General features: G+C 32.3%; 17 protein-coding genes. All 17 read right to left on the minus strand.

The genetic code is table 11. The features are described from left to right. Positions 1–2: 2 nt before the first annotated feature. The 17 genes from GKG01_RS02750 to GKG01_RS02825 all read right to left on the minus strand — a co-directional run bounded on the left by GKG01_RS02750 (position 3) and on the right by GKG01_RS02825 (position 13562). A complete protein-coding gene (locus GKG01_RS02750) occupies positions 3–773 on the minus strand; it encodes a rhodanese-like domain-containing protein (protein ID WP_172975082.1) in 771 nt (256 codons plus the stop codon). 101 nt (positions 774–874) lie between these two features. After that, positions 875–1771 carry a 4Fe-4S binding protein gene (locus GKG01_RS02755; protein ID WP_154271352.1) on the minus strand — a complete coding sequence of 299 codons (897 nt, stop codon included), beginning with the start codon at positions 1769–1771 and terminating at the stop codon, positions 875–877. Next, positions 1764–1916, minus strand: coding sequence for a CD1871A family CXXC motif-containing protein (locus GKG01_RS09015; protein WP_172975083.1), 153 nt, complete (start codon positions 1914–1916; stop codon positions 1764–1766). The genes GKG01_RS02755 and GKG01_RS09015 overlap by 8 nt, the downstream gene beginning before the upstream one ends. A gap of 15 nt (positions 1917–1931) precedes the next feature. Further along, positions 1932–3086: a TlpA disulfide reductase family protein gene (locus GKG01_RS02760; RefSeq protein ID WP_154271354.1), complete on the minus strand. Its 1155-nt coding sequence runs from the start codon at positions 3084–3086 to the stop codon at positions 1932–1934. A 207-nt stretch (positions 3087–3293) separates the two neighbouring features. Then, entirely contained in the window at positions 3294–4154 is an 861-nt protein-coding gene (locus GKG01_RS02765; RefSeq protein ID WP_154271356.1) for a DegV family protein, read from the minus strand. 211 nt (positions 4155–4365) lie between these two features. Then, a complete protein-coding gene (locus GKG01_RS02770) occupies positions 4366–4764 on the minus strand; it encodes a hypothetical protein (protein ID WP_094205255.1) in 399 nt (132 codons plus the stop codon). Continuing rightward, positions 4754–5494, minus strand: coding sequence for an NAD-dependent protein deacylase (locus GKG01_RS02775; protein ID WP_154271358.1), 741 nt, complete (start codon positions 5492–5494; stop codon positions 4754–4756). Before GKG01_RS02775 ends, GKG01_RS02770 begins: the two co-directional genes overlap by 11 nt. Beyond that, positions 5487–6395 (minus strand): EamA family transporter, encoded by a 909-nt coding sequence (locus GKG01_RS02780; protein WP_172975084.1) that lies wholly within the window; start codon positions 6393–6395, stop codon positions 5487–5489. The genes GKG01_RS02775 and GKG01_RS02780 overlap by 8 nt, the downstream gene beginning before the upstream one ends. After that, positions 6395–6850, minus strand: a complete 456-nt coding sequence (locus tag GKG01_RS02785; protein ID WP_154271360.1) for an 8-oxo-dGTP diphosphatase — start codon at positions 6848–6850, stop codon at positions 6395–6397. Before GKG01_RS02785 ends, GKG01_RS02780 begins: the two co-directional genes overlap by 1 nt. Before the next feature lie 9 nt (positions 6851–6859). Continuing rightward, on the minus strand, positions 6860–7867 hold the full coding sequence (gene mobB / locus GKG01_RS02790) for a molybdopterin-guanine dinucleotide biosynthesis protein B (protein WP_154271362.1): 1008 nt from the start codon (positions 7865–7867) through the stop codon (positions 6860–6862). Continuing rightward, positions 7864–9045 carry a molybdopterin molybdotransferase MoeA gene (locus GKG01_RS02795; protein WP_154271364.1) on the minus strand — a complete coding sequence of 394 codons (1182 nt, stop codon included), beginning with the start codon at positions 9043–9045 and terminating at the stop codon, positions 7864–7866. Before GKG01_RS02795 ends, mobB begins: the two co-directional genes overlap by 4 nt. A 10-nt stretch (positions 9046–9055) precedes the next feature. Then, on the minus strand, positions 9056–9691 hold the full coding sequence (locus GKG01_RS02800) for a formate/nitrite transporter family protein (RefSeq protein ID WP_154271365.1): 636 nt from the start codon (positions 9689–9691) through the stop codon (positions 9056–9058). Between the two features lie 2 nt (positions 9692–9693). Continuing rightward, positions 9694–10446, minus strand: a complete 753-nt coding sequence (fdhD, locus tag GKG01_RS02805; protein ID WP_154271367.1) for a formate dehydrogenase accessory sulfurtransferase FdhD — start codon at positions 10444–10446, stop codon at positions 9694–9696. A gap of 143 nt (positions 10447–10589) precedes the next feature. After that, positions 10590–11210, minus strand: a complete 621-nt coding sequence (locus GKG01_RS02810) for an epoxyqueuosine reductase QueH (RefSeq protein ID WP_154271370.1) — start codon at positions 11208–11210, stop codon at positions 10590–10592. Next, complete coding sequence (locus GKG01_RS02815; protein ID WP_154271371.1) at positions 11182–11877, minus strand: HAD family hydrolase; 696 nt, start codon at positions 11875–11877, stop codon at positions 11182–11184. Before GKG01_RS02815 ends, GKG01_RS02810 begins: the two co-directional genes overlap by 29 nt. Then, positions 11877–12581, minus strand: coding sequence for a TrmH family RNA methyltransferase (locus GKG01_RS02820; RefSeq protein WP_154271374.1), 705 nt, complete (start codon positions 12579–12581; stop codon positions 11877–11879). The genes GKG01_RS02815 and GKG01_RS02820 overlap by 1 nt, the downstream gene beginning before the upstream one ends. Further along, a complete protein-coding gene (locus tag GKG01_RS02825; protein ID WP_154271375.1) occupies positions 12582–13562 on the minus strand; it encodes a C39 family peptidase in 981 nt (326 codons plus the stop codon). Between the last annotated feature and the right edge of the window lie 29 nt (positions 13563–13591).

Below are 13591 nucleotides of genomic sequence, written 5' to 3' on the forward strand. Positions count from 1 at the left end.
AACTATTTTACTAATTCGTAGTCGTGTTCTTTAGTTCCATCTAAAGAGTTGAATACGTCTTTGTTTCCTCTGTCGATTAATTTTTGTGCTAATTGACCAGATTTATTTCCAGAATAGCAATAAGTGTAAACTGGTTTATCTGTAGGAATTTCTGATAATCTTGCATCTGCTTCATCTAATGGAATGTTAATTGCATTTTTGATATGACCTTCATCATAATCTTTTTTATCTCTAACATCAACTATTACGTTGTTAGTATCTTCAGATGCTTTTACTAAATCTTCTGGTAAAATGTTAGCGAATTTAACTAATTTGTATTCAAATTTCTTAACGCCTTCTGCGTTTGTAACATCTTTGAATCCGTTATTTACTAAAATTTCAGCAGCTTTTTGGCTTTTCTTTCCTGTGTTGCAAACTGTGATTACAGCTTTATCTTTGTAAGCATCTAATTTAGAAACTTCTTGTTCAAAAGTGTCGATTGGCATATTGATAGCCCATTTAACGTGACCTTGGTCGTATTCTTCTTTGCTTCTAACGTCAACAACCAATACAGTTTCTTTTTTCTTCTTATCTTGTTCGATAGCTTCAAGATCAGCGCCTTTCATTTCTTTGATGGCTGCTTTTTCTTCAGTTTTTTCTTCAGTCTTTTCTGCTGGTTTTTCAGCATTTTGTTCTGTTTTAGTATTATTGTCAGCTGGTTTATCTGAATTATTTGAACATCCAGTAACAGTTAAAGCTGATACTAAAGCTAATGTTAATAAAAGTTTTTTCACTATAAATTCCTCCTAAAAATCTTTTCCATAACATTGTATCATACAGACACAACAAATTCCAAGATTCATTTATTGAAATTTTCTATAAATGATTTTGAGTATTAATTTTTATCTCTTATTCCACAGCTTATCGCATCAACAGGGCAGGCATTTTTGCATCTTGCACATCTAATACATTCCTTATGATTGCAGTTTTTCGTAGGATCCACGTTCATTTGGCAAACTTTCTTGCATCTTCCACAACTAATACATTTGTCTTTGTCCAATCTATATTTAAAAATAGAAACCGGATTGAAAAATGAATAAATCGCACCCAAAGGACAAATATATTTGCAGAAAGGTCTGTAAATAATTATTGAAATTAAAATCGTAAGTATCAGAATAGTTCCCTTCCAATAATACAAAAATCCAATCGCTCCTCTCATGCTTTTGTTGAGTAACACGAGAGGAATTCCTCCTTCAAGCATTCCTATCGGACAAATCAGTTTACAAAAATACGGAGAGCCTTGTCCCAAAATATCCACCACAAACATCGGCAAAATTATTACAAAAATTAGCAAAATAAAATATTTTAATTTTCTCAAATGTTTATCGTATTTAAAAGTTTTTATCTTTTTGAAAAAAGGGATTTTGTATAACAAATCTTGAATCAATCCAAACGGGCACAACCATCCACACACAAATCTTCCCATCAAAGCTCCAATAAAAAACAAAAATCCTACTATGTAATAGCTAAACTTAAAATTAGAGTTTCCAATTACAGCTTGTAATGAACCAATCGGGCAAGAGCCTTTGGCTCCGGGGCAAGAATAACAATTCATCCCCGGAACGCAAATTTTCTTGAGGTTTCCACCGTAAATCTTTCCGGTTTTAAAACCCTCTACATAAGAATTTGTAATCAAAAACCACAGCGATTGGAAAGCGTGTCTGAAATTATCCATTATTTTATATCTGTTTTTCTTCGTTCCAAAGCTTAGTAAATCTTTAATCTTATCCAATTCCAATACACTCCATGCAAATTCTTATAGCCTTATCCAACACAACTTTTACTTCACCGTTGTTGTAACCGTAATAAATCATCCCAACAGACAAAAATAAAATCGTAACTGAAAATATACGGCTATGAATAAATTTTTCGTACATTTAAATCACCTAATTTTATTTGTTTTTCAAATTAGCTAACTCTTTTTCAATAACTTGTTTCCATTCTTCTTTTGATTTTGCACCAGAATAAGTTTCTCCTACAATATTTCCATTTTTATCGACAAAGAAAGTTTCTGGCATTGCTTGTATTCCGTTTAATCTGCCGTTGAAGTTTGATTTGTCTGGCATTAAAAATGGATATGAAGCTTTTGTTTTTTCTTGAATTAGTTTTGCTTTTTGCAATGCTTCATTATTTGTACCATGATCGTCCACAGTATCTGTGACAACTCCGACGATGTTTATGCCTTTGTTCTTCATTTCTTTTTGAACTTCACTCAAATCAGGAATTTCATTCACACAAGCACTACACCAAGTGGCAAATACATTTACCATTGTAAGGTCGTATTTTGAAAAATCTTTGCTTGAGAAATCTTTGCCATTGATATCTTTTGTGGATAAATTGTTCAAACCCTTAACAGATTTTTTGTCGAATGCTTCTGTGTTTTCCAAATCAGTTTTTTCAGATAATACAAATCCATTTTCAGGACGTGGTTTTTTGTCTATAATATCAATTTGAGTTTTAGCAAATTCTTTTGCAAAACCTTCATCTATTTTACCTTTTGAACTTATGTAGTAAGTGAACTTACCATCTTTTGATTCACCGACTTTTTTGTTATTGTCGCATTTTGTGATTTTGGCGATTTCAGCTTCAGGTATATTTTTGTCAAACATTCCAATAGAACCCACTCTTTCAAGTTCTTTTTGCCATTTTTCGTATCCATCACCCATTTTATCCACTAATGCATTTTTTTGTTCTTCAGTTAATTTGCTGAAAGTAAGCATGGCGTATTTCAATTCCTTGTCGATAGGACTTTGTTCATCCAACATCGCAATCTTCTTGTCTTTCATATCTTTTTTAACTTGTTCTGAAAGCTTGAACTTCATTCCCAAAAACTCATATACAAATTCATCTTTTGGTTGTAGTGAATAATCAGAAGGTTTGAATTTTTCGTTTTCACCGCTTTTATCATCCTTTATTCCCGCTTCTTTTGGGCTTACCACTTTAGTTTCTTTTCCCGTATTTCCACTAGATTTTTGACAACCTACCGCTCCAACGCTAAAACACAAAGCTAGTAGCAAAGTAGTTCCTTTTAATACATTTTTTCTCATAATTTCCTCCATAAAATATCTAAGTTCATATTTAGATAACACGCATTCGTGTGATCTGATATTATATTACGATAGTTTTATGAAATGTTCGTGAAACAAAAAACTTTTTCTAATTAAATCGGAGTTAACAAAATCTATATTTGAGCAAAAAAATAATGCGTTATCAAAAACGCACTATTATTTAAAATTTCTATATATAATTTTGAATTAAACCTCAGTATTTACAATTCCAACAGCAATGCTGCCATTTCCTGAATGGCAAACTAAAACTGGAGATATTAATTCGATATCAAAAGGTAAATTATTTTCAGTTTTTAACTCATCGTAGATTTCACTAGCCTCTTGTTTAGAATCTGCATGTACAACAAATAATTCATTGCCTTTAGATGCATTATTTTTTTCCGATTTAATCAATTTAAGCAAATGTTTTATGGCTCTCTTCTTGCCAATAACTTTATCCACAATGTCTAATTTACCATTTTCCAATTTCAGTATAGGTTTTAGACTTAGTGCATTTCCGATTAATCTTTTGGATTTGCTAATTCTTCCACCTTTTTCAAGATATTTTAAAGTGTCCACTAACAAAAAAATCTTACCGGTCAATTTGATTTTGTTTACATAATCTTCTATCTCATCCAACGACTTGTTTTGCCCCACCATTTCTACAGCTTTTTTAATTAAAATCCCCTGTCCAAGAGATGCCGATAAACTATCAACAATCCTGATATCCACATCATACTGTTCTTGAATAATTCTCTTGGCAATTTCTGCTGATTGGTAAGACCCACTTAGTTCAGATGTTATCGTAAAACATATTATGTCACTGCCTTGTTTTGCTGCCTTTTCAAATTCGATTTTGTAATCGTCAGGACTTGGCTGCGAAGTTTTCGCAAAAAATTGCGAATCATTCTTCATCATCTCCAATAATTCTTCTGATTGTATTTCTATTTTGTCTTTAAGTGATGTATCTTCGTTTATTATTATATTAAATGGAACAATTCCTATGTTGTTTTGTTCCGTATAGGCTTTTTTTAAATCGCAAGCTGAATCTGATATGATTTTTATCATCGTTTGCTCCTCCTAATTAATTTTTTTAATGATAACATTTATTGTTCATGTGGTCAATTATATGTAATTTATATACATAAACTCATTAAATTTTAGCCATTTATACAATATTAACCCAAATTATTACTTTTATCCGAATAATTTATCAAATAAAAACACAAAAAAATCTATTATCAAGCGACTAACTCAATAATAGATTTTCTCATTTTTATTAACTTTTCTTCACAAATTTATGCCCACAATGCGGACAAGTTACTTTGATTTTTCCTTTATTTCTTGGAATTTTCATTTCTTTTTTGCAGTTAGGACATTTAATGTACTTCTTGTCCTTGGAATTTGCGGCTCTGATTTTGTATTTTTCAAAAAAATCAGTCATAGGTTTTACAGCCTTTGAGAATTTTTGATTCTCAATCATTCGTTGATATTTATTAACAGAAAAAACTCTGAAAATTCCGAAATACACAATTAAAATCATCGTAATGACTTCTATAACTCTATTTTTAAATTTTAAATTAATCAAAGAAAGTATCAGAGCGACTACTATCATAGTCTTCGACAAAAAATCCACTCCGTACACTTTTTGCAAATAATTTTTGATTTTATCTTTCATCTATATCCCTCGTCACATATTCTAAAGTTTTTGCAATATCGTCATGAATCACGATATTTGCCATATTATCGTAGCTTGTACGATCTAGATTAATTAGTATCAAATTATCTCCTCTAAAATAATTGATAAGACCACTTGCAGGATACACGACAAGCGAACTTCCAGCTACAATCATCGTGTCTGCCTTGTTAATCCAATTGATTGCTTTTGCAAATTCACTTTGTGGTGGAACTTCTCCGTACAATGTAACATCTGGACGAACAACACCTCCACATTTTTCACATTTGCATGGTCTTTGTTGTTTGTAATAATCCAAATCGTATTTTGCACCACAATTTACACAATAATAATCTCTCAAATTGCCGTGAATTTCTGCGATATTTTTCGTCCCTGCCATTTTGTCTAAGCTGTCGATGTTTTGAGTGATTACTCCAAGTAATTTGTTAGCTTTTTCTAACTTTGTCAGAGACAAATGAGCTTTGTTTGGTTTTACTCCATCGATAATCAAATTTTCCAATACATAATTTTGGAATAAATCGGGACGTGTCACGAAAAATTCGTGACTTAACATATATTCCGGTGAAAAATCGCTGTCGTTTTTCTTGTTGTAAAGTCCCGTTGCTGATCTAAAATCTGGAATTCCAGATGCAGTGGACACTCCTGCTCCACCAAAAAACACGATTTTGTCACTTTGTTCTACAATTTGTTTTAATCTTTCAACATCATTCATTATTTACACTTCCCTTTGCTCTTCTTTCTTGAAATCTAGTTGAAACTGCCAGTATCATCACCGACATAAATATCATAAAACAGCCAAGCAATCTTCTTGGATCTGTAGTTTCGTTAAATAAAATAATTCCTAATATCACTGATGTAATTGGCTCCAAGGTCGAAAAAATCGTGTACGTGCTAACACCAGCATTCACAATGGAAAGTTGAATGAAAAGCGTTCCAAATACGGAAACCAATATCGAAATCACGAATGCAATAATCCACGCATATCTTGATAAAGACAATGTAAAATCTCCAGTAATAAGCCCAAATACAAAAAGCATCGTTGAGTTAATTGTGCAATTGTAAAATGTAACTTTGACACTGTCCATGTTTTTAAGTCCGGATACATCCATATAAATCAAATAAAAAGAATAAGTACAACCAGATGCCACAGCCAAGAACATTCCCAACGGAAAATTACTGCTTCCACCGACATTATTTGCTAGTAAAATTACTCCAATTATCGATGCTATTAGTGAGATGAATTTGTATTTCGTCATCTTTTCATTTAGGAACATAACCGAATAAACTGTAACAATAGTCGGAAAAATAAAATGGATAGAAGTTGCAAGCCCAACGGAAATGTATTGATATGAAGCATAAAGCATTGTCATTGTGATGCAACCACCAATGCTACACATTAAAATCAGTTTTTTCAGTTCTTGCTTTGTAACTTTTAGGCTGACATTTCTGCTTTTCAATGAAATAATCAAAAATGGAATTACGAAAAACCCCCTCAAAAAAGAAGTCATAATTACGTTACTTCCATTGCTCAGAGTTTCTCTAACCATAATCGGTGTAAATCCAAAAATCAACGCCGATATTATGGCGAACATCATTCCTTTAGCTTTTCTCACTATTTATAACACTCCTTTTTTACGCATTTATTATCTTCATAATAAAGCACGATTTCAGAATATTTTCCGTCGTAAATAGCGAAAATTTCACCCATAGAATCGCTATGTCCATCCATGTTTTTTAATTCTTCGTAATCTATAAATTCCAATGTCCCTTCGACATTTTCTTTTACCAATTCTCCAGAAAAATCATCAGTTTCGTACAGAAATCCAACAATTCTGTCGTCGTTGTCAATGTCGTACCAGCTAATCATTCCAACGTATTTTATGTTTTCAATATCCAAATTAGTTTCTTCTTTCGCTTCTCTAATGACAGATTCAGTTATAGATTCTATCTTTTCGACATGACCTCCTGGAAAAGTTAACCCTTCCCAACCGTATTTTTTTACTTTATCTAAAACCAAAACATCATTTCCACGATTTATTTTGATCATATTGCACAAAATATTTTCCATAAATACCTTCTAAATTTTAAATTTTCGAATAATGTAGTCTGCAAATTCTGATGGATTATTGATATCGAAATTATCGAAACCCGGAAATTTCCTGTCGCTGATAACTGCGTATTTGTTCACATCGCTACATACCAAATCATCTGTAAGAGTACATTCGTATTTAATGAAATCTGAATCCTTCATTCCTTCGATAATAATCAAATCAACATCGTCTAATAATTTGATCAAATCATAAATATTTTTACTCCTACCATCTAATTTAAAGTATTTATCGTTAAAAATCAAGGTCTGACAAGCGCCGTACTCTTTGTAATAAAAAGTGTCAGTATCTTTGAAATCAAGCTCAAAATCGTGCCCATCGTGTTTAATTACCGAGCAGGTTTTATCTCTTTTTTTCAATTCATAAACAAGCTTTTTAATAAAAGTAGTCTTGCCACTATTTTTTTTGCCGCAGATACAAATCAAAGGCGTCGCATTTTGTTTCAGTTCTTCTGGATAATTAATATTAACAAATTCATCCTCAAAAATTGTGTATTTCAAATTAACAAATTTCGTATCGATTTTATTAATCAAATTCATCACACGATAATCTTTACTTTCCAGCATTTCTTCCAAAATAGGAATTATTTTTTTCGAAAAAATCCCGCAAGTAGGATAGCATCTTTCATCTGTTTCAAAAATTACAGCTTCATCTGAAAAACTTGCGATAGATGCTGCAAAATCCACCAAATCAGATTTTACATTTATCATATCGCAAGAAGTTATAAATACATATTCATTTGTAGAATTTTTTAAAATCTCCAATATTCCACTCAAAGGTCCCGCATCAATATAAGTGTCCTTTACAGTTTTAATTGGAGAATAATCGGCTGTATTAGATGAAACAATTACTTCAAAATCTTTGAACCTATCTATTAATTCTTCTATAAAAGTGTGACCGTAAAAGTTCAAATCAAACTTGTCTTGACCCATTCTCACGCTTTTCCCGCCAGCCAATATTCCTACAGAAACTCTCATATTTCACCCAAATATATATAATCTACGTTTGAACCCACATACAAGCTTTCATTTTGTTTTTGAAGTAAAAGCGCATTGCAATTTGTCAAATCTTGTAGCATGGAATTTTTGTGCTTATCAAAAATCGTAATCTCAGAATCTTTTACAAAACATCTGACGTATCGTTGAAGCTTCGAAGGTTTCATCGATCCTTTTACAACTTTTCCTTTTTCAAATTGTTTTACATTTAATCCATAATATTTATTGTACAAATCCCAAAATAAAACTTCAAAATTACAAAAAGCTGCAAACGGACTTCCAGAACACGACAACACAATTGTGTCACCTACTTTTGATGCCATCACTGGAGTTCCAGGCTTCATGGCAATTCTATGAAACAAAACTTCTCCGATTTGTTTCATGCAGGTTTCCATTAAATCTTTGTCACCAACACTAACTCCGCCCGTTGTTATAACGATATCTGATTTTTGCGTTAGGTTTTTTATTTCTCTTATAATTGATTGTTCATCATCCATGCAGTTTTTTTGTTCGACAACTTCTACGCCCGAATTTTTTAGAATAGATTTCAATGTAAAAGTAGTTGAACTGTAGATTTTACCTGGAGTATAATCATCCCCTGGATACAACAATTCAGATCCTGTCGACAATAGCCCTACTTTTAATTTCCTATAAACTTTAACTTTTGCATAACCATTTGAAGCCAAAATCGATAAATCAACTGAAGAAATCCTCGTGTTTTTAGGAATTAACAAATCTCCTTTGGACACATCTTCGCCTTCTTTGATGTAGTAATCAAAAGGCTTGTAAGATTTTTTGATTTCAATAAAATCATCAACTACTTCGCAGTCTTCTTGTTTTACAATTGCATCGTAGCCTTGTGGTACGAATGCACCTGTCATTATTCTCACGCAAGTATTTTCTTCGTATTTAAAGTCATTGCAATCACCTGCAAAATTCGTCCCAATAATTTTCTTTTTCGATAATTTGTCAGAATCTTTGCTACTTACAGCGTATCCATCCATTGCACTTTTTGGATAAGGAGGATTGTTGAACTTCGCCAACACATCCTCCGCCAAAACTCTGTTATAAGCATCATCGATATCAATTTCTTCAATATCAGATGCTTTTTCTTGTGTTTTTCTAAGAATTTCCTTAGCTTTTTCTACTTGTAATAACATTTATTCAACCTTATTCACTTTTTAATTTTGTGTTTATATTTCTCATTGTTGGAATCAAAATTCCGCCCAATACATTACCTAAAGTAATGACAATTAGAGCGATAATTGTTTGTGAATTCCACATTCTTGCCATTTGAATGTAAAACATATCTGCAATACAGTGTTCAAATCCGCATAGGATAAATACCATAATACTCATTACAATTCCCAAATATTTTCCAATTTCGTGAGGATTGTTTAAGTATTGATCCACAGCGTGAACAACCATAATATTACAGAAAATACCCAAAACAAACAAACTAATCAAAGTATCGTCTGCTTTTACTTGAACCAATTTCGTGGATTTTTCGATAATTCCCGGAGCAACTCTTGTAAGACGAACCAATTCCGCTACGATAATACTACCAACTAAATTTCCAACCCACACCATCAAGCACCATGGCAAATAAGTTTTCACATCATTACAGAACAGATATCCAACTTTTCCCGTAAACAAATTGTACTTTAAAGTACACACAGCAAAAAGTCCCAAACTGAACATAAATGCTCCAACGATTTTATTGTTTAGGCTCAAAAACACAACTCCGCCCATAGCAATAAATGCCCCTGCCATAATGGCATACAAAAAATCCGCTAATTTTTTCATAACTAATCCTTCTTTCTAAAATCCCTATAAATATTTAAACGACTTTGTTTACAAAAGCCGATTACGGACAGATTATATTTACTTGCTAGTTCCAAAGAAATATCCGTTGGTGCACTTCTAGAAACTATGACAGAAATTCCTGAGTTGATACATTTTTGAACGATTGATGAAGGAATTCTTCCGGAAGTAAACGCAATCAGATCGGATAATTTTTCGCCTTTCAATACAGCTGTTCCAACGGCTTTGTCAAAAGCGTTGTATCTTCCAATGTCATCACATTGGCAAATTATCTCTTCCCCTTTTGCCAAAACAACAGAATGCACATTGCCAGTTTCTTTGAATAATTGAGATCCCGATAAATTGTAATTGGAAATCTTCAACAGCGTTTCTTCATCCCAATCAATCGGAGTGACTTTTTCATTTCTGTTTGTAAAATTGTATGGAACATTTTTGTAATCGCCACTTTCTGTAGTCACATGACTTGGAGTGTTATCGATATCTTTCAACTCAACATTACAAATATTTCCATTAATACGTATATCTACGCTTTGTATATCTTCAGCTCTTAAAATATTTTCCGTGATAAGATATCCCGTCACAAGTTCTTGTAAATCCTTTTCAATACACAAAAGTTTAACAATCGGTTTCGAATTAATATTGATATCCAACAAAAATTCTCTAAGAATAACATCTTCTACTTCTTCTATAACTCCATCGTTATATTTCCTAACCATTACATTTTTTTCAAAATCCATAAAATCTCCTTTATCTTATTATATCAAACAACTTTAGCCGATTCAAATACTATAATTCCAAATTTTTATAATAATTTTGTCACATAATTCTCATTTTAAATATTTTAGAAATAAAAAATCGGCGATAAAAATCACCGATTCAATCAATCATTATTATGTCGTTGTTCTGCTTCTTTTTTGCTGTAAACGCACCCACAGTAATCTTGTCTATACAAATCAAATTCCTTCGATAATTCGATTGATCTCTTGTAGCCATTTTTCTTTTTGAAATCAGAATGCAAGAATTTAGTTTTATGAGTTTGTTCTAATTTTTCTCCGATTTCATTAATCCATTGGCTGTTTTTATGAGGACTAACCGATAACGTCGTCGTTACAAAATCAAAACCCATCTCATCTGCAATGTCGAAAGTTCTGTCGATTCGCAAATCGTAGCACTCATAACAGCGCTGTGATTTCTCTCCCAAATCCTTATAAGGAGCAACTCTTTCGTAAAATTCATCGGGATCGTATTTGTCAACGATTATGTCAATAGGATATTTTGCTTTTGTATTTGCGATGACTTTTTTCTGCTCCATAACTCTCTTATCGAACTCAGATTGTGGAGAAATATTTGGGTTGTAAAACAAAATAGTTATCTTAAAATACTGTGACAAATATTCCAAAACATAACTAGAACAAGGACCACAACAACTGTGAAGAAGAAGTGTTTCTCCTCCATTTAGATTTTCAATTGTCTTATCCAATATTTTTTGGTAATTCTCCATAAAAATCAACTATCCTTCTTTGATCAGAAATCACAAAATCTGCTCCCGATTCTACGAGTTCTTCTCTTTCTCTAAATCCCCACTCAACACCAACACTTGTTACATTCGCATTCTTGCACGTCTCAATATCTGTGTCAGTGTCTCCAAAATATACAATCTCTTCTTTTTTAATAACCAAATCTTCCACGATTTTTTCTAGCAAAAATGGATTAGGCTTTCTTTTGGTTTCATCTTCCAATGCAGACACATAATCAAAATAGCCTTGTGGAAATAAATTGTTCAAAATTTTCTCCGCTGCTGGAAGTGTTTTATTCGTGCATACGCAAACAAGTGCGCCCATTTCTTTTAATTTATCCAAACTTTCTCTAATGTATGGATACAGCTGCGTTTTCTTATCGTCATAGCCGTTGTAATACTCAATATAGCTGTCGTAGATTTCAGAAAATTTCGAATTAATCACTGCTTCATTCAAATTATCGCGCTCTATTAAATAATCCAGAGATTTTTCCACCAAAATTTTAGGTCCATCTCCAAGAAAATAATTAAATTTTTCCTTTTCTACGGGTTTGAGTCCGAATTTTTTAGTGGTATGGTTGAAACAATTATTTATCATTTCAATAGAATCTATCAACGTTCCGTCCAAATCAAATACAAATACTCTCTTCATTAAATCACACTCGATTGATACATTGCAATGGAACAAGCTATCGGTAAATTCAAGGAATCCACATCCTTAGATTGATTGATGAAAATCTTATTTTCATTGTAGTATTCTTTTGGAAGCCCTGCCCCTTCATTTCCAAATGCCAAGCTAAATGGTTGTTCGAACTTCACATCGCCAAGTTCATCTGAACTTTCATCTAGCAAAAACGAATAAATCTTATTTTCTGGGAAATTTTTCTTGTAATCTTCTAGATTATCGAATCTTTGAATATTTAATTTGAAAAAAGCTCCCATACTCGCACGTACAACTTTAGGATTGTAAACGTCGCAAGTATTTGAAATCAACGCCAAATCCTTGTAACCAAATGCAAGCATGCTTCTCATAATCGTTCCAAGATTTCCCATATTGTCTATTCCGTCCAAAATTATGTGGTTTTTTTCTTTGAAATTTGATTTTTCTTTTTTGAAAACTCCAATCACATATTCCTTGTCTTTTAGTGAAATTTTGTTGATTTGTTTACTCGAAATCGTATAAGGAATTTTCTTCTCATTCAATATTTTTATTAATTTTTCTGTGTCATTGAAATCCTCAGAAATTAAGACCTCCTCAACAATATCAGCCTTATTTTCAATAAGTTCATAAGTTGGAAAAGGTCCCATTGTATAAGAATATTCAAGATCTTTTTTGTATTTTGTGTATTTTTTCATTTATACTCCATTACTAAACACCCACATCGCTTTGATTTGTGGTTGTAATCTATCGTATTTCCATGATTTTTGCGAATTAGTAAAACTGTTTGGATCGTTGATTATAATATTGCCATTTGCATCCATTCCCGAAATCACCATTACATGCCCCGTTTGTGTGAAATCTCCAGGTCTTACAGAAATTAGAATTGGATTTCCTTTTTTTAGATTTTCTTTAATAATATTATAATTCGCATCCATTTGAACAGCTTTCAATCCGTATTTTCTTGCTATATAAGGATAAAATCCCCAGCTTGTTCCTTCTGATGAAGAATATCCGTTGCGATCACTCTCTTCAGCTATTTTTGCTGGAGTGATTGAAGGGTCGTTCTTCAAATACGACATAGCCATTGCGCAACTTGTAGGGCCACATCCTGTAAATCCAATAATTCCGTAGCCGTATTTTTCATAACCCCATCTCTTGTCCCACTGCAAATACAATGGCACATTTGAATTATTTGCATTTTCTGGATATGAATAGTCGTTTTTAATTGTAGAGTCAATTGTTTTCGCCACGAAATTAACCGCAGTGTAGTTATTACCAGCAAGTTTTAAAAGAGATGGATGAATGTCATCAGCGTTTTTCATCACCAATTTTGCATTAGGATTGTACTTAGCGTAAACTTCCAAATTGTGCAACAATTCATTTCTCTTAAATGTGTTTTGGTAAATATTTTCAGTTTTTTTGATTTCTTCAAAAACTTCCTCATCAGTTTTCTCTTTTTCCACTGGTTCTTCTGGTTTGGAGTTTTGTTGGACTGAAGTTTTTTGCTCCTGAGCTATCTCAGCTTGTTTTTGTTCAGCTGCATGCTCTTGCCTATCGTTTTTTACTTTTATGATTGAAAATAGAATTACTAGAAGAAATACAGAAAACACAATCCTTCGTTTTACTGCACGTCTTCTTTTTTCTTCTAGAAATCTATCGTGATTATTACGTATCAAGTTTCCACCTCATTTATCTAATTATATCA

This window comes from Finegoldia sp. BIOML-A4, from assembly GCF_009679635.1.
GTDB lineage: Bacteria > Bacillota > Clostridia > Tissierellales > Peptoniphilaceae > Finegoldia > Finegoldia magna.

What these genes read in the sequence shown, in the direction of transcription:
- GKG01_RS09015 (WP_172975083.1), bottom strand. Translation starts at nt 1,916, where the DNA reads ATGTACGAAAAATTTATTCATAGCCGTATATTTTCAGTTACGATTTTA.
- GKG01_RS02760 (WP_154271354.1), bottom strand. Translation starts at nt 3,086, where the DNA reads ATGAGAAAAAATGTATTAAAAGGAACTACTTTGCTACTAGCTTTGTGT.
- GKG01_RS02765 (WP_154271356.1), bottom strand. Translation starts at nt 4,154, where the DNA reads ATGATAAAAATCATATCAGATTCAGCTTGCGATTTAAAAAAAGCCTAT.
- GKG01_RS02770 (WP_094205255.1), bottom strand. Translation starts at nt 4,764, where the DNA reads ATGAAAGATAAAATCAAAAATTATTTGCAAAAAGTGTACGGAGTGGAT.
- GKG01_RS02775 (WP_154271358.1), bottom strand. Translation starts at nt 5,494, where the DNA reads ATGAATGATGTTGAAAGATTAAAACAAATTGTAGAACAAAGTGACAAA.
- GKG01_RS02785 (WP_154271360.1), bottom strand. Translation starts at nt 6,850, where the DNA reads ATGGAAAATATTTTGTGCAATATGATCAAAATAAATCGTGGAAATGAT.
- mobB (WP_154271362.1), bottom strand. Translation starts at nt 7,867, where the DNA reads ATGAGAGTTTCTGTAGGAATATTGGCTGGCGGGAAAAGCGTGAGAATG.
- GKG01_RS02795 (WP_154271364.1), bottom strand. Translation starts at nt 9,045, where the DNA reads ATGTTATTACAAGTAGAAAAAGCTAAGGAAATTCTTAGAAAAACACAA.
- GKG01_RS02800 (WP_154271365.1), bottom strand. Translation starts at nt 9,691, where the DNA reads ATGAAAAAATTAGCGGATTTTTTGTATGCCATTATGGCAGGGGCATTT.
- fdhD (WP_154271367.1), bottom strand. Translation starts at nt 10,446, where the DNA reads ATGGATTTTGAAAAAAATGTAATGGTTAGGAAATATAACGATGGAGTT.
- GKG01_RS02810 (WP_154271370.1), bottom strand. Translation starts at nt 11,210, where the DNA reads ATGGAGAATTACCAAAAAATATTGGATAAGACAATTGAAAATCTAAAT.
- GKG01_RS02815 (WP_154271371.1), bottom strand. Translation starts at nt 11,877, where the DNA reads ATGAAGAGAGTATTTGTATTTGATTTGGACGGAACGTTGATAGATTCT.
- GKG01_RS02820 (WP_154271374.1), bottom strand. Translation starts at nt 12,581, where the DNA reads ATGAAAAAATACACAAAATACAAAAAAGATCTTGAATATTCTTATACA.